Raw genomic sequence first — 22,989 nt, 5'->3', positions numbered from 1 at the left:
GCCCGGCGTCAATCGGCGATCCGAGCGATCTTCCGCGGACGAGCGCGCCGGTACACTGTGCGGACGGCAACGGACCACCGCGAAGGTGCAGGAGGAGATGGCGCATGTCCATCGTGCTCAGCAAAATCTACACTCGTGCGGGTGACGACGGGACGACAGCGCTGGGGGACATGTCGCGGACGTCGAAAACCGATGCTCGCCTGGACGCGTATGCGGCGGTGGACGAGGCGAACGCCGCGCTCGGCCTCGTTCTCGCCCTCGGTGCTCCGGACGAGGAGATCACCGCGGTCATCCGGTGGATGCAGAACGACCTGTTCGACGTCGGCTCGGACCTGTGCCGGCCGATCGCCGAAGGTGAAGACGGCAAGTCGCGGGTGAGCGAGAGCTACGTGAAACGGCTCGAAGCCGCGATCGACCGGCTCAACGAGGAGCTGCCCGCGTTGCGGTCCTTCATCCTGCCCGGGGGAACGCCGGCCGCGGCGCTGCTGCACGCCGCCCGCGTCACGGTCCGCGATGCCGAGCGGCGGGCGTGGGTGCTGATCGAGTCGGTCGGCGCGGCCGGAGCGAACAAGACGACCGCGCAGTACCTGAACCGCTGTGCGGATCTCTTGTTCGTGCTCGCGCGGCTGGCCAACAAGGAAACCGGCGACGTCACCTGGGAGCCGGGCGGCAATCAGTGAGGTCGACTTCCCGGTCCGCCGGGGAGTCCGAAGTGGACAGCAAGGCGGCGACCTCGGCGGCAGGCCGGTCGCCCGCGTGGCCGCCGTGGCACACGAGGGCAACCGCATGTCCTTGCCGGGCCAGCGCGACCGCGTCGGGCGCTCCGCCGGCGACCACCCGCGTCGCCGGATGCACAGCGGCGAGCGGGTGTCCGCCATCGCACACGACGATCGACGACCGGCGCAGTTCTCCCGCGGGCGACCAGCCGCGGTCGAGCAGGGTCAGCCGTCCTCGTGGCGCATGTCTGGCCACGGCGACGGTGACCGCTCCGTCGTGCCGTTTCGGAACGATCAATTGCGCTTCCCGGCCGATGAGGGCGGCCGCCTCCGCGACACTGGGCGTGCCGACGGCGGCGGCGACGTAGGCCGAGGGATTCGGCACCGGGATCCGGGCCAGAACCTTGGCGGGATAGGCGATCAGCGGCCAGTTCCGCTCGCGCGCGGCCGTGGCCACGCCGGTGTCGTCGGCCTTGACCTCCGCTGTCGCCAGCGCGCGGACGCTGCCGGCGGCCAGGTCCGCTTCGGACAGGGCGACGTCGATCATCGCGAGGATGCGGCCGGTCGGCGTGTCCCGGACGGCACCGATGCCGACGACGAGGCTGGGCGGGCGGATCACCGCCGGCTCGTCGCCGAGCCGGTCGGTCACCACCACTTCCGGGCCGGCGCCGATGGACAGGGGCGGCAGCGGCCAGACCAAAGCGGAACGGAGCCGAACGGGATCGCCGTCGAGCAGCGCGGCGAAATCTCCCTCGATCGGCCAACCGCAATCAGGTAGCCTCGTCATGCTCGCACCATCCGTTTTCGGGCCCTCGGGGGAGTATGGCAGAGGACGGTCTCTACGACACGGCCCAGCTGGCTCGGCTCTTCGCAGGCAGCTTCCGGTTTTCGCAGGGCAGGCCGCGGTTGCAGGTGGACATCCTCGCGTTCCTGGTGGCGCGCTACGGAAACCGGATGGCCCGCGACCGGCTTGCGGAAGCCGCCGAACGGGCGACGTCGACCCTCCTGCGGGTCGCGGGAAATCACCGGCTGCACGAACCCGTCGTGATCGCCGATGCCCGCGCGCTCATCCGCCACCAGTCGGCGGAATGGGATTCCCTCCTCGCGGCGAGCCCTCCCCGGGAACCGGGAATTCGCACTCTCGCCACCGGAATGGCGCAGGCGGATGTGGACTACCTGTCACGGAATTCGGGCCGTCCACGTGCGGGAGCGGTGGACAGCAACGGTTCCGGCTGGATGGACGGGTGGACCGGGCTGCTGGCGTACCATTCCGTCCTCGGCCGGTCCACCGGTATGGCCGAATTCGACAGCCTTTTCGCGGCGATCCGCGCGTCGGTGCTGAGTTCCGCCGCCGCCATGACGCCCCCGATCGTCGAAGCGCTCCGGCTGCACTTCCGGCACCATCCCGAAGATGCTGCGCGGATCCCGGATTCCCCGCACGTGATCCGGGCCGGGCTGGGGTGGCCGGAGGTGAACTCGTGCTGGACGGCCGACGGCCTTGGCGCCTAGTGTACTTGTCCGAAGCCGATCTCCCATTGTCCACGCGAAGTGTGCGTGTCCGGGTGGTGGATCCAAGGGGGCTGCATGGAGACGGACATGCCTTACCTGTCGGGACTGCGGCTGGCAGGGCGGCGCGTGGTCGTCGTCGGCGGCGGGCGGATCGCCATGCGCCGGTTGCCGCGCCTGATCGAGTCCGGTGCGCAGATCACCGTGATTTCCCCGGAAGTGAGCAGCGCCATCGAAGGAATGGTGCGGCTCGGCGAGGTGGAATGGATTCCGCGCGGGTACCGCGCCGGTGATCTCTACGGGGCCTGGTACGTGCTGGCTGTCACGGATGTCCCCAAGGTCAACCAGAAGGTCGCCGGCGACGCCGAGGCGGCGCGGATCTTCTGCGTGCGCGCGGATCAAGCCGATGGCGGGACCGCCCACACCCCGGCGGTGGCTCGCCACGCCGGAGCCAGCGTCGGCGTGCTCGGCGGCGGCGACCCCCGCCGCGCCGCAGGCCTGCGCGACTCGATCCTGCGCTGGCTGCGTGGCGGCAAGCTCACCGACGTCCGGCACCGCGCCCGGACCGGGGGAGTGGCCCTGGTCGGCGGCGGGCCCGGCGATCCGGATCTGATCACCGTGCGCGGCAGGCAGCTGCTCGCCGAAGCGGACGTCGTGATCACCGACCGCCTGGCGCCGCGTGCGCTGCTCGAGGAGCTGGCGCCGGATGCGGAGGTCATCGACGCCAGCAAGCTGCCCCGAGGGCGTTTCCTGGCGCAGGAGGAGATCAACCGGCTGCTGATCGAGCACGGCAAAGCCGGCCGGGCCGTCGTCCGGCTCAAGGGCGGCGATTCCTACGTCTTCGGCCGGGGCATGGAGGAGATGCAGGCGTGCGCCGCCGCGGGCGTGGACTGCGTTCTCGTGCCCGGGGTGACCAGCGCCATCGGTGTGCCCGCGAGCGCCGGGATCCCGGTGACACATCGCGGAGTGGCGCACGACTTCACCGTCATCTCCGGGCATCTGCCTCCGGACGACCCGGGTTCGCTGGTCGACTGGACGGCGGTCGCCCGTCTGCGCGGCACTGTCGTGATGCTCATGGCCGTCAAGCACCTGCCCGCCATCGCGGCCGAGCTGATCCGGCACGGCCGGGACGCGGAGACGCCGGCCGCCGCGATCCAGGAGGGCACCACCAGCCGCCAGCGCACGGTGATCTCCACCCTGGGCAAGCTGGCGGACGACATGGCCACCGCCGACATCCGCCCGCCGGCCATCATCGTGATCGGTGCGGTCGCGGCCTTCGGGAAGGCGTCGTGACTCCGGCCGTGCTGCGCGCCCCGCGGCTCGCGATCGCCGACCTGACCGGGGCCGGCGTGGAACTGGCCGGGCTGCTCACCGGATTCCTGCGTGCCTGGCACATCCCCGTCGACGTGTACGCCGATCGGGACGTGCCCACCCCGGCCGGAGCGGATCCGATGCCGCCGGAGGCGACCGGGTCGCTGACCGGTCTCGCCACGACGTCCTGGCGGCCGGTGGCCGCCAACACCGTCGGCCTCGGGGGAGACGTGACGGTGCTCCTCGGCCGTCTGTCCGGTGAACTGCCCCGTGCAGCAGCGAGAACGTCGACTCCGCTGATCCTGGCGGTCGCCGAGGGACAGGCCCGCAGCCAGGTCGAGGCGGCCTTGGCGGCGGACGTCGACTGGGCGGGCGTGCTGGTGGGGCCGGGCGCCGGCGCCGCGGAGGACCCGGGCGAGCTGGCCACGTGGCTGGCCGATCGGGGCCTGAAGTATCTGGGGCGCCTCAACGAGGTTCCCGCCGAACGGGCTTCGATGGATGCCGACGCCTGGGACGAGGCTGGCCGGAGCGTGGACGTCGACGCGCTGCTGCTGACGGCGAACGCGGCTCCGCACCTCGTCGCGGAAGTGCCCGGAGGTCCGGCGGCGGTGCCGGCCGGTGGCGGCCGCCCGAAACTGCGGGGGTCTCGTCCAGGCCGGGTGCTGATGGTCGCCGGGACGCACAGCTCGGCGGGCAAGAGCTTCCTGGTCGCGGCACTGGCGAGGCACTTCGCCGACCGGGGCTTGCGGGTCGCGCCCTTCAAGGGCCAGAACATGTCGAACAACGCCCGGGTGGTCGACGGCGGTGAGATCGGCGTGGCCCAGTACGTCCAGGCGCTGGCGGCGGACGCCCGGCCGGACGTCCGCATGAATCCGGTGCTGCTGAAACCGCAGGCGCAGGGAAGCGCTGTCATCGTGAACGGGAAACCGGCGCCGGAGCTGACCGCGCTGCCGTGGCGTATCCGCAAGCCGCTGTTGTGGCCACTGGTCCGCGATGCGCTGACCGACCTGCGCGCCGAGTACGACCTCGTCATCGTCGAGGGCGCGGGAAGCCCGGCCGACATGTACCTCTACCACAACGACATCGTGAACATGCGGATCGCCCGGTACGCCGCGGCGCCGACCGTTCTGGTCACCGACGCCGGCCGGGGCGGAGCGACTTCACACTGCTACGGCAGCTGGCTGATGCTGCCGCCCGCCGAGCGCGAGCTGCTCGGCGGCTGGATCTTCAACCTGTTCTACCGCAACGGCAATCCCGCCCTGATGCAGCCGGGCATCGACCACCTGGTGCGGCTGACCGGGGTGCCCTCGCTGGGCATGCTGCCGGAACTGGATCACCGGTTGCCGGACGAGGACTTGCACAGCGGCGCAGGCACCGCCCGAGGCGCCGGCCGGACGATTGCGGTCGTGCGCTACCCGCAGATCTCCAACTTCGACGAATTCACGGTGCTGCAGGACCTTCCCGGGGTCCGGCTGGTCTGGGCCCGCGACGCTGCCGCCGTGCGGACCGCCGACCTGGTCGTGCTGCCCGGGTCCCGTGACGTCCCGGCCGACCTCGGCTGGATGCGCGATCGAGGTGTCGACCGGGCGATCGTCGATGCCGCTGCCGACGGCCGCCCGATACTGGGTATCTGCGGCGGGCTCCAGATGCTGGGGCAGGACGTCGTCGATCCGTTCGGCATCGAGGGCGCCGCGGCCGGCCTGGATCTGCTGCCGTTGCGCACCACGCTGCGGCCGGAGAAGGTGCAGGTCCGGACCGGAACCCGGTTCGCCGACACCGTGCCCGCGGGCGACTGGGCCGAGGTGGCCGGGCTGCCGGTGACCGGGTACGAGATCCGGCACGGGCGCACCGAACGCACCGGGCCGGTCGCCGAGGTGCTGCCGGACGGCCGTGGCTTCGCCGCGGGCAACATCCTCGCCGTTTACGTGCACGGCCTGTTCGAGAACCCCGGGGTGGTGCAGGCGCTGTTCGGCGTGGCCACGGACTACCGCGTCGAGCTGGAACGCAGCGTGGACGTGGTGGTGGCCGCGCTTCGGGAGCATCTGGACATGGCCGCGATCGAAGCGCTCGTGACCTGAGCGCTTCACCCGCCGAGCGGGTTGAACCCGGCGGGCAGCTCGAGCCGGTTGGCGCTCATGAAACCGCGGTCGGCGAGCAGTTCGCGGGTCGGGCCGTCGCCGACGATCTGCCCGTGGTTCAACACGATCGAGCGCGGGCACAGCTCGAGGGCGAACGGAAGGTCGTGCGTGACCACGAGGGTCGTCATGCCGAGCTGCTTGACCAGATCCACGAATTCCCGGCGGCCGGCCGGATCGAGGTTGGACGTGGGCTCGTCGAGGACGAGCACTTCCGGGTGCATGGCCAGCACGGTCGCCACCGCGGCTCGCCGCCGTTCTCCGACCGAAAGCCGGTTCGGCGGCCGATCCGCGGCGTCCGCCAGCCCTACGTAGGAAAGCGCTTCGGTGACGCGCTCGGCCAGCGCCGCGCCGGTCAGCCCGAGATGCGCCGGCCCGTAGGCGACATCACGGCCGATCGTGGGGGTGAACAGCTGGTCGTCCGGGTCCTGGAAGACCAGCCCGACCCGGCGGCGGATCTCCTGCACCGTTTTCGGGGTCAGCTCCAGGCCGCCGACGTGGATCGTGCCGTTGTCCGGCCGCAGCACGCCGTTGAGCTGCAGCACCAGTGACGTCTTCCCCGCACCGTTGGGGCCGAGCAGTGCCACCCGCTCGCGGCGGTGGACGGTCAGGCCGACACCGGAAAGCGCTTGCCGGCCGTCCGGGTAGGAGAACGTCAGGTCTCGCACCTCGACGGCGGGCGCGTCCTCCCGCTCCGCCGTCTGCCCGATGAACCGGCCACGCCGTACCGGAGCCGGTTCCTTCAGCGCCGCCGAGGGAGCCGGCGTGGGCACCCGGATCGCTCGCCGGACCCGGCGGGAGCCCCGTGCCGGGCCGTCCCCGTGCGGCGTGAGCGAGATCGGTTGCCCGACTTTGGCTTCGTAACCGGGCAGCTGGACCCGGTACACGCAGAGGTCGCAGTTCATCCGCACGTCGCCGCCGGTCGCTTCCCGATAGCGCTCGAGCAGGACCGGCACCCACCTCGGGTCGGGACCGAGGTGGGCGGCCAGCCGGACGTCGACCTCGGGGTGGTTTCCGGCCCAGTCTCCGGCCTGCTGCCGGATCCGGTGCAGCAGCAGGCCGGAGAAGAGGAACAGCGGGCTTACCACGACCGTGGTGGCGCCGAGCAGCCGGCACCGCTCCATGGCCTCGGGGACCCGGGGGGTGGCCACCCCGACGAAACCCGGTTCGATGGAGCCGAGGCCGCGGTTGTCGGACAGCAGCCTGCCGATCTTCCACAGGTCGGCACACGCATCCGGATCGGAGGAGCCGCGGCCGATGAGCGCGACACCGAGCCCGGCCGGGTCGACGTCGTCGGCCGCCGCGCGGATCCGCTCCTCGGCCACGGCCAGCATCGCCGGGTGCACACCAGGGTCCCTGGCGAGCCGCAGCCGCACTCCCGGGTGGCGGATCCTGGCTCGGGCCAGCGCGGCCGGGCCGTCGTTCTTCAGGTGTCCGGCGGCCAGCAGCACCATCGGGACCAGGACGATGTCGGTGGCACCGTCGGCGACCAGCTGGTCGACCGCGTCGTCGACGGACGGCTCGGCGAGTTCGATGAAGCCGGCGCCGACGGTCAGCTCAGGTGCGCCGGCGCGCACGAGCTTGACCAGCTCGCGGAATTCCTCGACGCCATCGATGTCGCGGCTGCCGTGGCCGAGGATGAGCAGTGCCGGGCGGTCGTTCACGTCATCACCGCGGCTGTAATGCTGCCGGCCCCGGCGAGCGCCGGCAGGATCGCCGCGGCCAGCCACACCCGCACTGCCGGGAGGGTGCCGGTCGACGCCGGGGGCAGGCGGCCGTCGAATCCCCGCGACAGCATGGCCACGTGCACCCTCTCGCCGCGTTCCAAGGTGCGCAGGAACATCGCCCCCAGGCAGCCGGCGACATCTTTGACGTGCCAGAGCCAGCGCGGATTTCCGCCCCGGCAGGCCCGCGCGGTGCGCAACCGGTTGAGTTCGGCCACCAGCAGCTCCAGATAGCGCACCATGAACGACGCGATCACCGTGAGGACGCGCGGCATCCGAAGTTGCTCGAAGCCGGTGATGATCTCGGGCAGGGATGTCGTCGCGGCGAGGACACCGGTGGCCAGCAGGCCGAACGTGGCCTTCAGGATGATCATGGCCGCCGCCTGCAGGCCGTTCAGCGACAGCGGAAGGCCGAGGACCCGGATTTCGGGTCCGCCGCCGGTGAACGGCAACAGCACCGTGAACAACAGGAACGGCACTTCGACGACGAGACGGCGAACCAGGGTCAGGATCGGCAACCGGGCCAGTGCCACCGCGACAGCCAGCACGAAGGCGTACCAGAGGAACGGCCAGAAGATACGGGAAGGTGTGAAGGCGACCGCGACGATGAACAAGACCGTGGCCACGATCTTGGGCGCCGGCGCCATCCTGTGGACGGGCGTGTCCGCCGGGATGACGAGATCTCCGCCGCCCTGGTGGGCGCTACCGCTCATCGGGCCCGGATCGTTGTTCGGGAGCCGCGACCGGCGCCTTGCGGAGTGGCCGCGCCAGCCACACCAGGTCCGGGCGCGCCGCGTACACCGCGCGGACGAGCAAGCCGGTCACCACGCCTTCCACCAGCGCGACCACGGAATAGGCGACCAGTGTGCTGGTGACCACGGTGCCGAGCGGGATGCCTGCCGCGCCGCCGATCGCGTATTCACCGCTGAACAGCAGGGCGGCGGAGGCGACCGAGACCACCGCGGCACCCCCGGCCGCGATCGCGACGGCCCACGGGCGACGGGGAAGCAGCCTGCGGAGCCCGGCGGCGAGCGGGTGGCCCACGAGGGCGGGAACCAGAGCGAGGTTGACGATGTTCACCCCGAGCGCGCTGACTCCGCCGTCGCCGATGAAGACGGCTTGGATGAGCGTGACGAGCGCGCACACGAGCGCGCCCAGGTAGGGGCCGAGGAGCGTGACCGCGAGTGTGCCGCCCAGCAAATGGGAATCGGTGCCCGCCGCGATGGGGACGAGCGGAGCGGTCATCAGCAGGAACCAGGCGCCGGCCAGGCCGGCGGCGGGCAACCGGCCGCCCACCAGGTCGCCGGCGGTCCGCCGCACGCAGATGGCCACGCCGGCACAGGCGACCACGGCGCCGGCCGCGGAGGTGGGCAGATTGACGAAGCCGTCAGGAATGTTCACGGGTGGTCCTCCCCAGGCTTTCAGTATGCCAAGCCAGGTCCAGGCCCGCGACGGTGCCGATGACGACGGTCAGCGGCGCCGGCAGCCGCGCGTCCGGCGGATCGGCCAGCGTGCCACGGACCGTGCGCTGACGGTCCCGGGTGGCCGCGCTGACGGCGGTGATCGGGGTGTCGGGCGGAAGGCCCCCGGCGAGCAGTTCGGCCACGATCTCCCGGAGAGCGGCCCGGCCGGTGAGGAGCACGATGGTGCCACCGACCGCCGCGACCGCGCGCCAGTCGACCGGGCCCGGGTAGGCGGGATCGTCGTTGGCGGCGACGACGGTCAACGTCCGTGCCAGCTGGCGCACCATGACCGGGACACCGGCGTACGCGGGGGCGGCGACCGCGGCGGAGATGCCGGGCACTACCTCGAACGGAATCCCGGCGGCGGCGAGCGCGAGCGACTCCTCGCTGCCGCGGGACACCACGAACGGATCACCCGCCTTGAGCCGGACGACGGATTCACCCGACCGGCCCAGTTCCACCAGGAAGGCGTTCACCTCGTCCTGGCTCAGTGCCGGGCGACCCCGGCTCTTGCCGACGATGTGCTTGTGCGCGGCGGCGGGTGCCAGCGCGACGATCTCCGCCATCGACGGCCGGTCGTAGACGACGTGTTCGGCGGCACCGAGCAGCTTGGCCGCGCGGACAGTCAGCAGGTCCGCGGCTCCGGGACCGGTTCCGACGAGGTAGACCGTCACCTGGTTTCGCCTCGCAGCGCGCGATCGGTCACCATCCAGCCGTCGTGCAGCGAGGTGCTCGCCGCGCCGACGATCAGCACGGTGTTCATGCCGATGCCGTCCGCGGACAGCTCGCCGAGCGTCGTCACCGCGGCCTGTTCGCCGTCCCGCGCGGCGTTGGTCACCACGCCGACCGGGGTCGATCCGGGCCGGGATTCCAGCAGCACCTCGCGTGCCCGGCCGAGCTGCCAAGGTCGCGCTGCCGACCGGACGTTGTAGAGCGCCAGCACCACGCCGGAGCCGGCCAGCGCGCGCAACCGCCGTTCCACCAGTTCCCACGGCGCGAGCACGTCGGAAAGGGTCAGGCAGGCGAAATCGCGCGCCAGAGGCGCGCCGAGCAGTGCGGCCGCGGCGACCGCGGCGGTCACGCCGGGCAGGATCCGCACGGCGGGCCGTTTTCCGGCGGGCAGTCCGGCGGTCAGCTGCAAGGCGAGCGAAGCCATTCCGTAGACCCCGATGTCGCCCGTGGACACGAGCGCGACCCGGGCGCCGGCCGAAGCCCTGCGCACGGCGACGTCCGCGCGTTCCGCTTCCTCGCCCATCCGGCCGGCGACCAGTTCCTGATCCGGTGTGGTGATGTCGGCGCACAGCTTCAGGTAGTACTCGTACCCGACGACGACATCGGCCTCGCGCACCGCCGTGGCCGCAGCCGGTGTGCGGTGTTCGGGACCGCCGGGACCGAGACCGACCAGCGCGAGCTCGCCGGTCACGGGCGGCGGCGTTTCGCTGCGGGAATCGGCCGTCCGACCGTGCTGCCCTCGGTGGATCGCCGCCGGCAGCCGTGCGAGTAGGCCGGGTCGTAGACACGGCTGCGCGGAACTCCGCCGTTCGGGCGCTTGAGCGCGGCGCCGACCAGGACGAGTGCCACGGTCCGGATCCCGTTGCCGGACAGTGCTTCCGGCAGCCGGTCCACGGTCGTGTCGATCACCAGCTGATCCGGCCAGGACGCCTTCGCCACGACCACCGCGGGGGTGTCCGGCGGATAGCCGCGCCCGTCGTCGATGAGCTCGGCCCGGAGCTGCTCCGGGCGCGCCGCGGAGAGGTACACGGCCATGGTGGCACCGGTCCTGGCGAGCTCGGGAATGCTTTCCCCCGGCCGCATCGAGCCCGCGGTCCGGCCGCCGCCGAGCCGTGTGAGCACCACGCTCTGCGAGATCGTCGGGACGGTCAGCTCGACGCCCGCGGCCGCGCACGCGGCGGCGAGAGAGCCGACGCCGGGAACGATTTCCCATTCGCGGCCGGTGCTTTCGCACCACTCGATCTGCTCGGTGATGGAGCTGAATACCGAAACGTCACCGGAATGCAGGCGCACGATTCGCGCGTCGGGGTGAGCGGCGTAGACCCGGAGGACGTCGTCCAGCGTCATCCCCGCGGAGTCGTGGATCACGGCGGCCGGGTTGCACTCTGCGACGACGTCCTCGGTGACGAGCGAGGACGCCCAGATCACCACGTCCGCGACGGCAAGCCGGCGAACGGCCCGGACCGTGAGCAGATCGGCGGCGCCGGGGCCGCCGCCGACGAAGGAAATCACGTCCGGCTCCGGCCGGGTGAGCGCAGTGCCACGGTCTCCGAAAACTCCCCCGGCGCCACTTCGGAACTGTGATACTGACTCAACGCACGGCACTCCAGTATGTTCGGTGGACACGGACGCGAACTTCGTGGAAGGATGCTCAATGCTACCAAGGGAAAGTCCTCCATGGGAAGATCATGACGAAGTCGTTCCCCTGGCTTCCTTCTACGACGTCGTCGCCCGGCGACGGGACGTCCGGGCCGAATTCACCGGAGAGCCGATCGACGGGGGAGTGCTGCGGCGGATCCTTTCGGCGGCCCACGCCGCGCCGAGCGTCGGGCTCAGCCAGCCGTGGGATTTCATCCTCGTGCGGGATCGTGGGATCAGGACGGAATTCCGTGAGCACGTGCTGCAGGAGCGCGAGGTCTTCCGTGGCCAATTGGCCGGCGAGGAAGCGAAACGCTTCGCCGGTATCAGGATCGAGGGCATCCTCGACTCCTCGATCGGTGTGGTCGTCACCTATGACGCCGACCGCGGTGCCCCGGCGGTGCTCGGCAGGCACGCGATCGCCGACGCGGGCCTGTATTCGGTGTGCTTGGCCATCCAGAACCTGTGGCTGGCGGCGACCGCCGAAGACATCGGCGTCGGCTGGGTGAGTTTCTACCGCGAGGAAAAGCTGCGCGCATTGCTCGGAATCCCCGAGCGCTTGCGCCCGATCGCGTGGCTCTGCCTGGGGCCGGTCACGCACCTGCAGCAGGTGCCCGATCTCGAGCGGCACAAGTGGCGGACCCGGATGCCGCTGGAGAAGGTCGTGCACAGTGACCGGTACGGCCGATCGGGGGAGCGGATCGAATGACCACAGTGGACTCTTTGTGCGCGGCCGTCGCCGCGGCCGTGCCGGACGAGCAGGCGGCCGAGCAGGCACGTAAGCAGCAGGACAGGCTGACCAAACCGCCCGGTTCCCTCGCCCGGCTGGAAGAACTGTCGGTGTGGCTGAGCGGGGTGCGCGGCCTGTGCCCGCCGGGCCCGGTGACGGCTCCGCGGGTCGTCGTGTTCGCCGGCGACCACGGCGTCGCCCGAGCCGGTGTTTCTGCCTACCCGGCCGAGGTGACGGCGCAGATGGTCGGCGCCGTCCGGGCCGGGATCGCAGCCGTTTCCGTGGTGGCGGCGGAGGTCGGCGCTTCGGTGCGCGTCGAGGACCTGGCCGTGGACGCCGACACTCCTCCGGAGGTCTCGCGGTACAAGGTGCGCCGCGGCAGCGGCCGGATCGATCTCGAGAACGCGTTGTCGCGCGAAGAAGCCGAGCGGGCGCTGCTCGCGGGTGCTGCGATCGCCGCGGAGGAGATCGCGGCCGGTGCCGACCTGCTGATCGCCGGGGAGGTCGGGATCGGCAACACGACGCCGTCCGCCGCGCTCGTCGCCCGGCTCGCCGGAGCGGATCCCGGCCTGGTCACCGGGCCTGGGACGGGCCTGGACGCCGAGGGGGTGGCCAGGAAGACCGCGGTCGTGCGGGCCGCCGTGCGGCGGGCCGGTGAACTGACCGATCCGGTCGACGTCCTGGCGGCGATCGGCGGGGCGGACCTGGCCGCGATCGCCGGCTTCCTGCTCGGTGCGGCGGCCGGACGGACACCGGCGGTCCTGGACGGGGTCATCGTCGGCGCGGCCGCGCTCGTGGCGCACGCGATGGCGCCGTCGGCGGTCCGGTGGTGGCTGGCCGGTCACCGGTCGAGCGAACCGGCGCACGACGTGGCGTTGCGCCGGCTGGGGCTGGAGCCCGTCCTCGATCTGGGCCTGCATCTCGGGGAAGGCAGTGGCGCGGTGGCGGTGGTGCCGTTGTTGCGCGTGGCGTCGGCGATCCTCGGGAACATGAGAACGTTCGAGGAGGCCGGGGTTTCCGACCGGCCGGAGGGGTAGCCCGGCGATGGGATTTTCGGGGGACGGGGACGAGCCGGAACAGCCGGTCGCACCCCGGGGCTGGGGCGCGGCCGTGCGGGTGGCGGCCGCCGTCAACACGGTGCTGCCGCTGGGATACCGGCCACCGGACCGCTCGCTCGCTCGTCGTACGGCGATCGTGACTCCGGTCGTGGGCGCTGGGCTCGGTTTGCTCGCGGCCGGCGTGCTGTCCGGACTCACCCGGCTCGGGGCCGCGCCGATGCTGGCCGGCACGGTCACCGTTGCCGTGGTCGTGCTGGCCACCCGGGGTCTGCACCTCGACGGTCTCGCGGACACGGCGGACGCGCTGGGCAGCTACCAGCCGCCGGAGCGCGCGCTGGCGATCATGAAATCGCCCGAGGTGGGACCGATGGGCGTGGCCGCTCTCATCCTGGTCCTCGGCGTGCAGGCGACGGGTTTCGCGCAGCTCGCCGGCGCCGGCCGGTGGACGGCCGCGGGGCTGGCCGTCACTGTCGGCATGGTCGCGATGACGTGGGCGTGCCGCCGGGGGATACCGCCGGCCCGGCCGACCGGCTTCGGGGCATTGTGGGCCGATTCGGTGCCGGTGCCGGTGGCGGCGGGCTGGTTCGCCGCAGCCGCCGCGCTCGGCGTGCTCGCCGTCCCAGGCCGGCCGTGGCAGGGGCCGTTGGCCGTCTTGGCCGCGTGGGCCGCCACGGAGCTGCTGGGCCGGCACGCCCGCCGCCGGCTCGGCGGCAGCACCGGTGACGTGCTCGGGGCGGCCGGGGAGATCGCGATGGGCCTTTCCGTTCTGGTGCTGGCACTGGGGGCGTGGTGAGCACGGATCCCATCGACATCGTCGGGATCGGCGCCGACGGCTGGTCCGGGTTGTCGCCGGCCGCCCGGAGCGTCGTGCTGGGAGCCGAGGTGGTGGTCGGCAGTGAGCGGCAGCTGGGCCTGCTGCCGGACGAGGTGCCCGCGCGCCGCGTCCGCCTGCCGAGCCCGCTGCGCGCCGGGCTACCCGGCCTCCTGGCCGAGCACCGGACGGCGAGGCTGTGCGTGCTCGCCAGCGGCGATCCGATGGCCCACGGCATCGGCGTCACCATCGGAGACATCGCCGGTCCGAGCCGCGTCCGCGTCGTGCCGCACCCGTCCTCGATCGCGCTGGCCTGCGCCCGGCTGGGCTGGCCGTCGGACGACGTCGAGGTCGTCAACGTCGGCGGCCGTCCCGTCGAACGCCTGGTGCGGGCGCTGGCGCCCGGACGGCGGCTGGTCGTCCTCGGTGGGGCCGGGCAGGAGATCGGAGCGCTGCTGGTGCGGCACGGCTACGGCGCGAGCCGGATGGTCATGCTGGAGGAGCTCGGCGGTCCGGCCGAAACGCTCACCGAGAGCACGGCCGCAGCCTGGGACGCGGTTCCGCAGTCGGCCCTGCACCTTTTCGCGGTGTCGTGCGCGGTCCCCGCCGCCGGTACCGCGTTGGCGACCGTCGGCGGCCTTCCGGACACGGCGTTCGAGCACGACGGGCAACTGACCAAACGTGACGTCCGGGCCGCGGCACTGGCCCGGCTCGCCCCTCAGCCGGGAGAACTGCTGTGGGACGTCGGTGCGGGCGCGGGGAGCATCGCGATCGAATGGATGCGGCACCACCCGAGCTGCCGGGCGATCGCCGTCGAGCGTGATCCCGCACGCGCCGAGCGGATCGGCCGCAACGCCGGAACCCTGGGCGTGCCCGATCTGGAAGTCGTCCTGGGCCCGGCACCCGACGCGCTGGCCGGTTTGCCCGGACCGGCTGCCGTTTTCGTCGGTGGCGGCGTCGCCGACCCCCGGATCCTCGTGGCCGCCCGGCAGGTGCTCCCGCCCGGTGGCCGGCTGGTGGCCCACGCCGTCACGGTCGAGGCCGAGCACCTGCTGGCCGGGCTGCACCGCGAGCACGGGGGCGAGTTGAGCCGCCTGGCGGTCGACCAGGCAGAGCCGCTCGGCAGGTACACCGCGTGGCGGCGGATGCGGGTGGTGACGCAGTGGACGTTCGTCCGGTTGTCCTGATCCTCGGCGGAACCACGGAGGCGCGTGAGCTCGCCACCGAGCTGCATGCCGGTGGCGACGTCCGGGTGGTCACTTCGTTGGCGGGTGTGGTCCGGGCTCCGGCGAAGCCCGCGGGCGATCTCCGGATCGGGGGGTTCGGCGGCCCGGAGGGATTGGCCGATTGGCTCGTGGCCCACGCGGTCACCGCCGTCGTCGACGCCACCCACCCCTTCGCGGCCACCATCAGCGCGAACGCCGTGTCGGCATGCCGGCGCGAAGACGTCCCGCTCATCCGGCTGGTCCGGCCGGGGTGGGTACCGGACGACGGGGACCGGTGGCACCGGGTTGGCTCCGGGCAGGCGGCCGCCGCCCTGCTCCCGGGCCTGGGAGACCGGGTGTTCCTCAGCACCGGTGGTTATCAGCTCACCGAATTCACCCGGCTGGATCTGTGGTTCCTCCTGCGCAGCATCGAACCGCCGCGAATGCCGTTGCCGCCCCGGAGCGAAGTCGTGCTCGCGCGCGGACCGTTCTCACTCGACGAGGAACGGGCGTTGCTCCGGCGGCACCGGATCGACGTCCTCGTGACCAAGGATGCGGGCGGCCCGCGGCCGGCGGCGAAGCTGACGGCGGCGCGCGAGCTGGGGCTGCCGGTGGTGATGATCGACCGACCCGCCCTGCCGGCGGCCGCCGAAGCCGGCGATGTCGCGTCGGCTGTCCGCGCGGTGCGCGAAGTCACGGGTTGAGTGCCCGCTCACTCGCGGGGGCTCGCGATGGCGTTGACCGAGGCCGCGGTGATCGCACTCCCGCCGCGGCGTCCACGCACCGTCAGGAACGGCACGCCGTGGGATTCCGACGCCAGCTCCGCCTTCGACTCGGCAGCGCCGACGAAACCGACCGGCAAGCCGAGCACGGCCGCCGGCCGGACACCTTCCTCCAGCATTTCCAGCAGCCGGAACAAGGCCGTGGGCGCGTTGCCGATCGCCACCACCGCGCCGTCGAGCCGCTCGCGCCACAGCTCCATGGCGGCCGCGGTCCGGGTAGTCCCCAGGCGCTCGGCCAGCGCCGCGACGCCGGGCGCGGTCAGCGTGCACACGACGTCGTTGTCCGCGGGCAGACGCGGCCGCGAGATGCCGGAGGCCACCATCCGGCTGTCGCAGAAGATCGGGGCACCGCCGGCCAGCGCCGCGCGAGCGGATGCCACCACGTCCGGGCTGAACACCAGGTCTTCGACCAGATCCACCATGCCGCAGGCGTGCACCATCCGGGCCGCGATCCCGGCGATGTCGTCGGGGAACCGGCCCAGATCGGCCTCCGCGCGGATGATCTCGAAGGACCGGCGGGTGATCGCGGCGCCGTCCTTGATGTGGTCGATGGCCATTCCGGTCCTCCCTGGAAACGTCACTTGAGCTGCATCGGAATACCGGCGACGACGAGCCATGCCTCGTCGGACACGGCGGCAATCCGCCGGTTGAGGGTGCCGAGCTCGTCCCGGAACAACCGGCCCATCCGGTGCGCCGGGACGACACCCCAGCCGGTCTCGTTCGTCACGGCGATCGCGGGCGCCGAAGCGGCCGACCACGCCTCGACCAGCCGGTCGGTCCAGGAAGCCAGACGCTGCCACGGTTCGCTGCCGGTCGGCGCGTCCCAGACGTCGCAGCGGCTCATCGCCTCGGTCAGCCACAAGGTCAGGCAGTCGACCAGCAGGATGGTGTCCGTGCGGGCCAGCAGCGGGCCGAGATCGAGGGTTTCCACCGTGGTCCAGGAAGCCGGGCGACGGCGGCGGTGCGCCGCGACCCGCTCCGCCCACTCGGGATCGTCGGGGGACGGCGCAGGCCCGGTGGCCACGTAGGTCACCGGAAGCCCGGCCCCGGCGGCCCGTTGCTCCGCCCAGTGGGACTTGCCCGACCGGGCGGCGCCGGTGACGAACACCCGGCTCACGTGTCGCTCCGCAGCAGCGAATACACCAGGAGGTCGTGCCAGCGGCCGGCGCGGAACTCGGCGTGGCGCAACCGGCCCTCGCACTTGAACCCGGCGCGCTCGAGCATCCGCTGGGACCGCAGGTTCTCCGCGTCCGGCAAGCCTTCGATGCGGTCCGCGGGGAAGTTCTCGAACAGGTACCGGGTCAGTTCGACCGTCGCCGCGGTACCGATTCCGCGATCCCGGAACTCGGGCACCAGGCCCATCCCGTACCGCCACGCCCACGAGCCTGCCGCGCCGCCGTAGTACTGCTGGTACCAGGTCAGGTATCCGGCCAGTTCGTCGCCGGCTACGACGCCGAGGAACCCGCCGCTCGGGCTCAGGCCGCCGTCTTCGGCGAGCCGCCGTCCGAGCGCGGCCGTGCTTCCGAACCCGTACCAGGCGAACTCGCCCGCTTGGGCGCGATCGGTGAAAATCCTTTCCAGCACGGCCAGATCCGGCTCGACGAGCGGCCTGAGCGTGACGGATTTCGTCGACGGGCTCTCGGTCATTCTCACTCCGATGACGAGGTACGGGACAGGTAGAAGTCGACCAGGGAGCCGACCGGCTTCCGTTCGGGGGACAGTTCGACCGGGCGATCTGCTGTGGCGGTCAAGACTTCGTGGAAGCGCTCGCGGGGAATGTCCTCCGCACCGTGTTTCGCGTAGTGCGGGCTGGTCATGTGCACGTCGATCAGCACGCCGCCGGCCTCTGCCAGGCGCGCGGCCAAGTCGAGGGTGGCGACGTGTCCGGCGTTCGGGGCCGCGGTGAATCCGGACTCGACGCTGAACACCCCTCCGACCAGCACACCGAAGAGACCGCCGACCAGGTCGTCGTCCGACCAGATTTCCAGCGAATGCACGATTCCGGCCTCGGCCAGTTCGTGATAGGCCGCCGCGACTTCCGGCGAGATCCAGCTTTCCCCGGCGCGCCCCGGTCCGCAGCGGCCAATGACCGCGGTGGTGGCCCGGTCGATCGTCGCCGTCCAGCCGGCCTGCCGGAGATAGGGACGGAGCCGCCGGCTCATTCGCGCCCGGCCGGTGAAGAGCACGCCGCGGGGATCGGGAGCCCACCAGGGCAGCGCGAAGTCCGTCGCGGATCCGACAGTCCGGATGCGCCCGGCCTCGAGGTCGGCGCCCCACTGCTCGGCGTGCCAGGCCCGCCAATGATCCGTCGCGGGCGGCCACGGGAAGAACCCGGCCCGGAACGCGGCGTGCAGCGTCTCCGGTTTCAGGTCCGCGCCGACGAATGCGGGGCGATCACCCGGGCAGTCCGCCCAATGTGGTAATTCCACGCAGCTCCCCAGTTGCTTCCGCCGTCCTTGCGGATCTTCAAATAGTGTAGTGGGCATGGGAATGACCTCGGTAGGACTTCCGCAGATCCACCGGTTCGGAGCACCGGAAGAGGTCTCGGCCGCACGCTGGAACGCCGCCGCGGGCAAGGGGCTTTACCTGAGCCACGAATGGTTGTCCTCGATGCACGACCGCCGCGGGCGGCCGGCCGCGTACCTGCTGGCGGAGCGGGACGGCGAGCCGGTTGGAGCCGCGGTGCTGGTCTTGGCGGACCGGCCGGGGTTCGTTCTCCAGGAACCGGTCGGACTGGTGCTGGACGAACAGCTGCGCGCGACCGATCACGCGGACCTGCCGGCGGGGGAGGCGAGCCGGATGACCGCACTGCGCGACCGGCTCGCGCCGATGGCTGCCGAGTGTTACCCCGCGGCCGTCTGCGTCGGGCCGGTCGGCTTGACGGCGGGCTTGCACATCGGCGGAAGCCACGAGATCGCCGCCGCGCTGGTGGACGCCGTCGACGAGGTGGCGGCCGAGTGGCAGGCGGTCACCAGCGCCTTCCTCCACGTCGACGACGGAGGCAACGCGGTGGAAAAGGCACTCACGGCCCGGGGCTACTTGCCCGCGACGCCGTCGTCGCGGGCGGTACTGCCGGTGCGCTGGCGGGATCTGCCGGGTTATCTCGGGACGTTCCCCTCCCTCAGACGCAAGGTGATCCGCAAGGAGCTGCAGGTCTACGACGCGGCCGGCATGCGCACCGAAATCGTGCCCGCCGACCGGCTCCGGCCGGTCACCGGGCGGCTCGCCGTGCTAGCTGCTCTCGTGCAGGAGAAGTACGGGAACGGCTACGACGAGGAGGCTTCCCGCGGCACGCTGGATTTCCTGGTGGGCCGCTGCCCCGATTTGACGTCCGCGATCCTGGCCGAATCGCCGTCGGGCGAGATCGTCGCCTTCCACCTCTTCTATCGCTATGGGGGACGGCTCTACTCAGCGTTCGCCGGGCAGGACTATTCGGAAACGGCCCGCCGGTCGTTCGCGCATTTCCGCGTCCTGTACTACGAGCCGGCGCTGATCGCGGCCGCCGAGGGGCGTGAACTGGTCGACTACGGGCTCGGACCTCGGCTGGACCACCTCGTGCGCGGCGGGGTGAGCAAGCGGGCGGCCAGCTGGTTTCGGTTCGGCGCGCTGCCGCGCGAGCCGGTGGCGGAGCTGCTCTCCCTCATCACATCGGCGCAGGACCGGCGGCTCGAGCGGCTGCCGGGCGGCGGCTGACCACGGCTGTCAGCCACGGCGCAGCAGGTAGGTGTCCATGACCCAGCCGGTGCGTTCACGAAGCTCGGCACGGGCGTCGGCGATCTCGCCGATCACCTCGGTGAGCGGTCCCTCACGCAGCACCTCCTCCGGAGTGCCGATGTTGGCGCCCCAGTAGATGCGCACCTCGGGGTCGTCGATCGCTTGACAGGCCAGCGCGTCGTCCAGCATCACGGCGGTGGTGCCGTCGGGGAGCTCCGCGTCCGCACTGAGCCGGCGCCCGGTCGTGATGGCCACCGGCTCGCCGATTCCGTTGAGCGGAATGCGATGCCGTGCGGTGAGCGCCTGCAGGCTCGTGATGCCGGGCACGACTTCCCAGCCGAACTCGACGTTGCCGCGGTCCAGGATGTTGCGCACCACCCGGATGGTGCTGTCGTACAACGACGGGTCGCCGACGACCAGGAAGGCCGCGCAGCCGTCCTCCGCGACGTCGTCCAGCAGGACCGTCTCGAGTGCTTCCGCGCGCTTGACGTGCCAGTCGCGCACCGCGGCCTCGTACTCGGCCATCGAAAGGCCGTCCGACCTCCGCGGCCGCCGCGGATCGGGCACCTCGACGATCCGGTACGGGCGGTCGCGCAGGTGCCGGCGGCAGATCTCCTCCCGCAGTTCGACGAGCGGACGGCTCTCCTTGCCCTTGTCCAGCACCATGATCACGTCGACCCGGTTGAGGGCGCGCACCGCTTGCAGCGTGATCATCTCCGGGTCGCCCGCGCCGATCCCGATCACCAGCACCGTTCGCACGCCAGGCCTCCCCATGATCGGTTCGAGAAATCCACTATGCCCCAGCACTCCGGTTCGCGCACCCGGCCATCCGTGTTGCTGGTGGCGGGATCCCGTCCTCGTCTAGAGTGCAGGTAGCGGGGCGGTGCCGCGGCATCTGGAGGTGGGGAACGGATGAGAGCCGTCATCGACGCCGGCCGCTGTCAGGGGCACGGCCGTTGCCACGCGCTGGCACCGCAGGTCTTCGGCGAAGACGACGAGGGCTACGGCGTGGTGCTCGGTGAGGCAGACGTCTCGGCCGTGGAGCCCGCGCGACTGGCTCGCCTGAACTGTCCCGAGCGGGCGATCAGCCTGCACGAGGACCGCTGACGTGACGAGCCACGAGCGATTCGCCGAAATCCGGTCGGGGCACCGCGAGCGATTGGTCGGCGCTCGCAACGAGGTCGTCGCGGGCCCGGTGGCCGACTGGGCGGCGGACTTTTCGCACCTGGAGCCGGAGTGGGCCGCGGACCCTTATTCGATCCAGGCGGACCTGCGGCGACGCTGCCCGATCGCGCACACCCACCGCTTCGGCGGAGCGTGGCTGCCGACCCGCTATGAGGACGTCGCGGCGATCGCCTACGACACCGACCGGTTCTCCTCCCGGGCCATCCTGGTCGGCAACGTCCGGCCGCCGCCGGAGCTGGCACCGGTCGGGGTCTCGCCGCCCATCTCGTCCGATCCGCCGTTCCACCACGGCGCGCGCAAGCTGCTGCTTCCGGCGTTCACGGCGAAGGCCGTGAGCTGCCTCGAGGAACGGACGCGCGCCCGCTGCCATGCCCTGATCGACGCCCTGGAAGACCGGGAGCAGGTCGATGCCGTCGTCGAGTACGCCCAGCGGATTCCGACGCACGTGATGGCGGGCATGCTCGGATTTCCGGAGGAGGACGAGCGACTCTTGCTGGAATTCGCAACCAGCTCGCTCGAACGCGCCAATGTCTCGGCCGACGAGCGGAGCGCGCGGACGCAACGGCGCTTGGACTACCTGCTCGCGCAGATCCACGACCACGTCGACAACCCGCGCGACGACCTCACCACGCGGCTGATCGAGGCGGATCTCGACGGGCGCAAGCTGGATCCGTTGCACATTTCGGGAACGCTTTCGTCCTTGATGATCGCGGGCATCGACACGACGTGGAGCGCGATCGGCGTGTCGCTGTGGCATCTGGCGCGCACACCGGCCGATCGGGTGCGGCTGGTGTCCGCTCCGGGCCTGCTGGTGACGGCGCTGGAGGAGTTCCTGCGGGCATACGCGCCGGTCATGACCGGGCGGCTGGTGAAGCGCGATATGCGGTGGCGGGGGGTGGACATGAAGGCCGAAGACTGGGTGCTGATGGCGTTCCCGGCGGCCAATCGCGACCCCCGGCAGTTCGACCGCGCCGATGAGATCGTGCTCGACCGGGCAGTCAACCGGCACATCGCGTTCGGTCTCGGCATCCACCGCTGCATCGGCTCCCACTTGGCGCGGATGGAATTGCGCGTGGCACTCGAGGTGTGGCTCGGCCGCATCCCCGAGTTCACTTTGCCTGATCTCCCGGCGGTCGCCTGGACCGCAGGTCAGGTGCGTGGGCCGAAGACGCTGCCAGTCCGGATCGGGCCGTGACCGCGAATACCGCGAGGCGGCGGAAAAGTGCGCCTGGCGCCCAATTCTGTCCGGGGACAGAAATGTCACCGGCGACATCTTGGCACGGCGAGTATGCAGTTGATCACGGTGTGCATTTGGCTGGGGAATGGTGACAGGAAGTGAACTCGGGCGGTTCGCCCGGTTAGCCCTGTGCGGCGGCTTAGCCGACTTGTAATCTGAGCGGTCCCGGTGGAATTGACGCTGGCCTTGGGGGAATGGGCGGTCCGTGACCGGTTGGCGCGCCTCGATACCTCGACGCCCAAGGGGGGCGATCTTCAGGGGGAGATGGTGATGACGCAGGACGTCCGTGGGCCGGCGAAGGGGGTCGGCAAGAGCCTCGTCATGACCAGAGTGCTCCTGTACGCCGAGCAGGATCTCGTCCGCGCGGGGCTCGCTGCCCTCCTCGGCGGTGAACGGGACATCACCGTGGTCAGCCAGGTCCGGGACGCCCCGGCGGTGATGTCCGAAGTCGACAGGTTGCGCCCGGACGTGATCATCATGGACGTCGAGCCGTTCGACGAGCACTGCGTGCGCCTCCTCCGTGCGCTCGCCGACGATTCGCCCGGCCCGGTGATCCCGATCATCGCGCTCACCGGATCGGGTGATATCGATGTCTCGACCATGTTTTCCGTGCTTTCGCTCGGGGCTCGCGGACTGGTCCGCGCGGACGACGGCAAGAACCGGATCGTCGACGCGGTGCGGGCGGTCGCCGGCGGGCTGGCCTTCATGACGCCGGCGGTCACCGCGCCGCTGTTCGACGAGCTGTCGCGGCGCTCGCCGCCGCCGGCCGGATACGGCGAGGAACTCTCGGGGCTGACGGATCGGGAACTGTCGGTGCTGCGGCTGCTCGCCGCGGGACGCACCACCGCCGAAATGGCGCGGGACCTCCACGTCACCAAGGCGACGGTGAAGTCGCACATCTCGCACCTCCTCCTGAAGCTCGATCTCGAAGAACGGGTGCAGGCCGTGGTCGTCGCCTACCAGAGCGGCCTGGTCGATCCGGCGAGGCTGGTGCGTCCGCGCCGGCGGTCCTAGCGACGAAGAGCGGTCCCGGGTCCGGACC

Annotated in this window: 25 protein-coding genes; 13 read left to right on the top strand and 12 right to left on the bottom strand. The window is 71.6% G+C overall.

Annotated features, from left to right (window positions below):
- Positions 1-104 precede the first annotated feature (104 nt).
- Entirely contained in the window at positions 105-680 is a 576-nt protein-coding gene (locus I4Q55_RS38785; RefSeq protein ID WP_206795446.1) for a cob(I)yrinic acid a,c-diamide adenosyltransferase, read from the top strand.
- Here I4Q55_RS38785 and I4Q55_RS38780 read toward each other — a convergent pair.
- Positions 652-1,503 carry a cobalamin biosynthesis protein gene (locus I4Q55_RS38780; RefSeq protein ID WP_206795445.1) on the bottom strand — a complete coding sequence of 284 codons (852 nt, stop codon included), beginning with the start codon at positions 1,501-1,503 and terminating at the stop codon, positions 652-654. The genes I4Q55_RS38785 and I4Q55_RS38780 overlap by 29 nt on opposite strands.
- A 125-nt stretch (positions 1,504-1,628) precedes the next feature.
- On the opposite strand from I4Q55_RS38780, the gene I4Q55_RS38775 reads away from it, so the two are divergent.
- The 3 genes from I4Q55_RS38775 to I4Q55_RS38765 all read left to right on the top strand — a co-directional run bounded on the left by I4Q55_RS38775 (position 1,629) and on the right by I4Q55_RS38765 (position 5,611).
- Positions 1,629-2,225: a hypothetical protein gene (locus I4Q55_RS38775; RefSeq protein WP_206795444.1), complete on the top strand. Its 597-nt coding sequence runs from the start codon at positions 1,629-1,631 to the stop codon at positions 2,223-2,225.
- 87 nt (positions 2,226-2,312) lie between these two features.
- Positions 2,313-3,515, top strand: a complete 1,203-nt coding sequence (gene cobA, locus I4Q55_RS38770; protein ID WP_242547517.1) for a uroporphyrinogen-III C-methyltransferase — start codon at positions 2,313-2,315, stop codon at positions 3,513-3,515.
- Positions 3,512-5,611, top strand: coding sequence for a cobyric acid synthase (locus I4Q55_RS38765; RefSeq protein ID WP_206795442.1), 2,100 nt, complete (start codon positions 3,512-3,514; stop codon positions 5,609-5,611). Before cobA (I4Q55_RS38770) ends, I4Q55_RS38765 begins: the two co-directional genes overlap by 4 nt.
- Before the next feature lie 5 nt (positions 5,612-5,616).
- Here the strand turns inward: I4Q55_RS38765 and I4Q55_RS50790 are convergent, their stop codons facing one another.
- From I4Q55_RS50790 to I4Q55_RS38735, 6 genes are read right to left on the bottom strand one after another with little or no spacing between them, the layout of a single operon-like run.
- Positions 5,617-7,332: a CbiX/SirB N-terminal domain-containing protein gene (locus I4Q55_RS50790; protein ID WP_206795440.1), complete on the bottom strand. Its 1,716-nt coding sequence runs from the start codon at positions 7,330-7,332 to the stop codon at positions 5,617-5,619.
- Positions 7,329-8,105 carry a cobalt ECF transporter T component CbiQ gene (cbiQ, locus tag I4Q55_RS38755; protein WP_206795438.1) on the bottom strand — a complete coding sequence of 259 codons (777 nt, stop codon included), beginning with the start codon at positions 8,103-8,105 and terminating at the stop codon, positions 7,329-7,331. Before cbiQ ends, I4Q55_RS50790 begins: the two co-directional genes overlap by 4 nt.
- Entirely contained in the window at positions 8,095-8,793 is a 699-nt protein-coding gene (locus tag I4Q55_RS38750) for an energy-coupling factor ABC transporter permease (protein WP_206795436.1), read from the bottom strand. The genes cbiQ and I4Q55_RS38750 overlap by 11 nt, the downstream gene beginning before the upstream one ends.
- The gene (cobA, locus tag I4Q55_RS38745) at positions 8,780-9,529 is read right to left on the bottom strand and encodes a uroporphyrinogen-III C-methyltransferase (RefSeq protein WP_206795434.1); all 750 of its coding nucleotides are present in this window, start codon (positions 9,527-9,529) and stop codon (positions 8,780-8,782) included. Before cobA (I4Q55_RS38745) ends, I4Q55_RS38750 begins: the two co-directional genes overlap by 14 nt.
- Positions 9,526-10,278 carry a precorrin-3B C(17)-methyltransferase gene (cobJ, locus tag I4Q55_RS38740; RefSeq protein ID WP_206795432.1) on the bottom strand — a complete coding sequence of 251 codons (753 nt, stop codon included), beginning with the start codon at positions 10,276-10,278 and terminating at the stop codon, positions 9,526-9,528. Before cobJ ends, cobA (I4Q55_RS38745) begins: the two co-directional genes overlap by 4 nt.
- Complete coding sequence (locus I4Q55_RS38735) at positions 10,275-11,099, bottom strand: cobalt-precorrin-4/precorrin-4 C(11)-methyltransferase (RefSeq protein WP_206795431.1); 825 nt, start codon at positions 11,097-11,099, stop codon at positions 10,275-10,277. Before I4Q55_RS38735 ends, cobJ begins: the two co-directional genes overlap by 4 nt.
- Before the next feature lie 142 nt (positions 11,100-11,241).
- On the opposite strand from I4Q55_RS38735, the gene bluB reads away from it, so the two are divergent.
- The 5 genes from bluB to I4Q55_RS38710 are packed head-to-tail and all read left to right on the top strand — an operon-like array spanning position 11,242 to position 15,733.
- A complete protein-coding gene (bluB, locus tag I4Q55_RS38730) occupies positions 11,242-11,934 on the top strand; it encodes a 5,6-dimethylbenzimidazole synthase (protein ID WP_206795521.1) in 693 nt (230 codons plus the stop codon).
- Positions 11,931-12,992, top strand: a complete 1,062-nt coding sequence (cobT, locus tag I4Q55_RS38725; protein WP_206795430.1) for a nicotinate-nucleotide--dimethylbenzimidazole phosphoribosyltransferase — start codon at positions 11,931-11,933, stop codon at positions 12,990-12,992. Before bluB ends, cobT begins: the two co-directional genes overlap by 4 nt.
- 7 nt (positions 12,993-12,999) lie before the next feature.
- Positions 13,000-13,806, top strand: coding sequence for an adenosylcobinamide-GDP ribazoletransferase (locus I4Q55_RS38720; RefSeq protein WP_242547516.1), 807 nt, complete (start codon positions 13,000-13,002; stop codon positions 13,804-13,806).
- Positions 13,803-15,011, top strand: coding sequence for a precorrin-6y C5,15-methyltransferase (decarboxylating) subunit CbiE (gene cbiE, locus I4Q55_RS38715; RefSeq protein ID WP_307793430.1), 1,209 nt, complete (start codon positions 13,803-13,805; stop codon positions 15,009-15,011). The genes I4Q55_RS38720 and cbiE overlap by 4 nt, the downstream gene beginning before the upstream one ends.
- The gene (locus tag I4Q55_RS38710) at positions 14,987-15,733 is read left to right on the top strand and encodes a cobalt-precorrin-6A reductase (protein ID WP_206795428.1); all 747 of its coding nucleotides are present in this window, start codon (positions 14,987-14,989) and stop codon (positions 15,731-15,733) included. The genes cbiE and I4Q55_RS38710 overlap by 25 nt, the downstream gene beginning before the upstream one ends.
- Before the next feature lie 8 nt (positions 15,734-15,741).
- Here I4Q55_RS38710 and I4Q55_RS38705 read toward each other — a convergent pair whose 3' ends face one another.
- From I4Q55_RS38705 to I4Q55_RS38690, 4 genes are read right to left on the bottom strand one after another with little or no spacing between them, the layout of a single operon-like run.
- Positions 15,742-16,368 (bottom strand): precorrin-8X methylmutase, encoded by a 627-nt coding sequence (locus I4Q55_RS38705; protein ID WP_206795427.1) that lies wholly within the window; start codon positions 16,366-16,368, stop codon positions 15,742-15,744.
- Positions 16,369-16,388: 20 nt separating this feature from the next.
- Complete coding sequence (gene cobU, locus I4Q55_RS38700; RefSeq protein WP_206795426.1) at positions 16,389-16,928, bottom strand: bifunctional adenosylcobinamide kinase/adenosylcobinamide-phosphate guanylyltransferase; 540 nt, start codon at positions 16,926-16,928, stop codon at positions 16,389-16,391.
- Complete coding sequence (locus tag I4Q55_RS38695; RefSeq protein ID WP_206795425.1) at positions 16,925-17,458, bottom strand: GNAT family N-acetyltransferase; 534 nt, start codon at positions 17,456-17,458, stop codon at positions 16,925-16,927. The genes cobU and I4Q55_RS38695 overlap by 4 nt, the downstream gene beginning before the upstream one ends.
- Positions 17,459-17,460: 2 nt before the next feature.
- Entirely contained in the window at positions 17,461-18,387 is a 927-nt protein-coding gene (locus I4Q55_RS38690) for a leucyl/phenylalanyl-tRNA--protein transferase (RefSeq protein ID WP_206795424.1), read from the bottom strand.
- Positions 18,388-18,421: 34 nt separating this feature from the next.
- Between I4Q55_RS38690 and I4Q55_RS38685 the strand changes: the two genes are divergently transcribed.
- Positions 18,422-19,504 carry a GNAT family N-acetyltransferase gene (locus I4Q55_RS38685; protein WP_206795423.1) on the top strand — a complete coding sequence of 361 codons (1,083 nt, stop codon included), beginning with the start codon at positions 18,422-18,424 and terminating at the stop codon, positions 19,502-19,504.
- Between the two features lie 9 nt (positions 19,505-19,513).
- Here the strand turns inward: I4Q55_RS38685 and cobF are convergent, their stop codons facing one another.
- Positions 19,514-20,284 (bottom strand): precorrin-6A synthase (deacetylating), encoded by a 771-nt coding sequence (gene cobF / locus I4Q55_RS38680; protein ID WP_206795422.1) that lies wholly within the window; start codon positions 20,282-20,284, stop codon positions 19,514-19,516.
- Between the two features lie 153 nt (positions 20,285-20,437).
- Here cobF and I4Q55_RS38675 point away from each other — a divergent pair, with 153 nt between their 5' ends.
- From I4Q55_RS38675 to I4Q55_RS38665, 3 genes are all read left to right on the top strand, one after another.
- Complete coding sequence (locus tag I4Q55_RS38675; protein ID WP_206795421.1) at positions 20,438-20,632, top strand: ferredoxin; 195 nt, start codon at positions 20,438-20,440, stop codon at positions 20,630-20,632.
- Position 20,633: 1 nt separating this feature from the next.
- Positions 20,634-21,905 (top strand): cytochrome P450, encoded by a 1,272-nt coding sequence (locus tag I4Q55_RS38670; RefSeq protein WP_206795420.1) that lies wholly within the window; start codon positions 20,634-20,636, stop codon positions 21,903-21,905.
- Positions 21,906-22,115: 210 nt separating this feature from the next.
- A complete protein-coding gene (locus tag I4Q55_RS38665; protein ID WP_206795419.1) occupies positions 22,116-22,961 on the top strand; it encodes a response regulator transcription factor in 846 nt (281 codons plus the stop codon).
- The last annotated feature ends 28 nt before the right edge of the window (positions 22,962-22,989 follow it).

Source organism: Amycolatopsis sp. MtRt-6 (genome assembly GCF_017308975.1).
Lineage (GTDB): Bacteria > Actinomycetota > Actinomycetes > Mycobacteriales > Pseudonocardiaceae > Amycolatopsis.
Note: the sequence above shows the minus strand (reverse complement) of the source record. Positions and strands in the feature narration are given on the sequence as shown.

Excerpts from the sequence above, each read along its gene's own strand:
- I4Q55_RS38685 (WP_206795423.1), top strand. The coding sequence starts at position 18,422 with ATGCACGACCGCCGCGGGCGGCCGGCCGCGTACCTGCTGGCGGAGCGG.
- I4Q55_RS38720 (WP_242547516.1), top strand. The coding sequence starts at position 13,000 with ATGGGATTTTCGGGGGACGGGGACGAGCCGGAACAGCCGGTCGCACCC.
- bluB (WP_206795521.1), top strand. The coding sequence starts at position 11,242 with ATGCTACCAAGGGAAAGTCCTCCATGGGAAGATCATGACGAAGTCGTT.
- I4Q55_RS38705 (WP_206795427.1), bottom strand. The coding sequence starts at position 16,368 with ATGGCCATCGACCACATCAAGGACGGCGCCGCGATCACCCGCCGGTCC.
- cobT (WP_206795430.1), top strand. The coding sequence starts at position 11,931 with ATGACCACAGTGGACTCTTTGTGCGCGGCCGTCGCCGCGGCCGTGCCG.
- I4Q55_RS38785 (WP_206795446.1), top strand. The coding sequence starts at position 105 with ATGTCCATCGTGCTCAGCAAAATCTACACTCGTGCGGGTGACGACGGG.
- I4Q55_RS38780 (WP_206795445.1), bottom strand. The coding sequence starts at position 1,503 with ATGACGAGGCTACCTGATTGCGGTTGGCCGATCGAGGGAGATTTCGCC.
- I4Q55_RS38695 (WP_206795425.1), bottom strand. The coding sequence starts at position 17,458 with ATGACCGAGAGCCCGTCGACGAAATCCGTCACGCTCAGGCCGCTCGTC.
- cobA (WP_242547517.1), top strand. The coding sequence starts at position 2,313 with ATGCCTTACCTGTCGGGACTGCGGCTGGCAGGGCGGCGCGTGGTCGTC.
- cbiQ (WP_206795438.1), bottom strand. The coding sequence starts at position 8,105 with ATGAGCGGTAGCGCCCACCAGGGCGGCGGAGATCTCGTCATCCCGGCG.
- I4Q55_RS38675 (WP_206795421.1), top strand. The coding sequence starts at position 20,438 with ATGAGAGCCGTCATCGACGCCGGCCGCTGTCAGGGGCACGGCCGTTGC.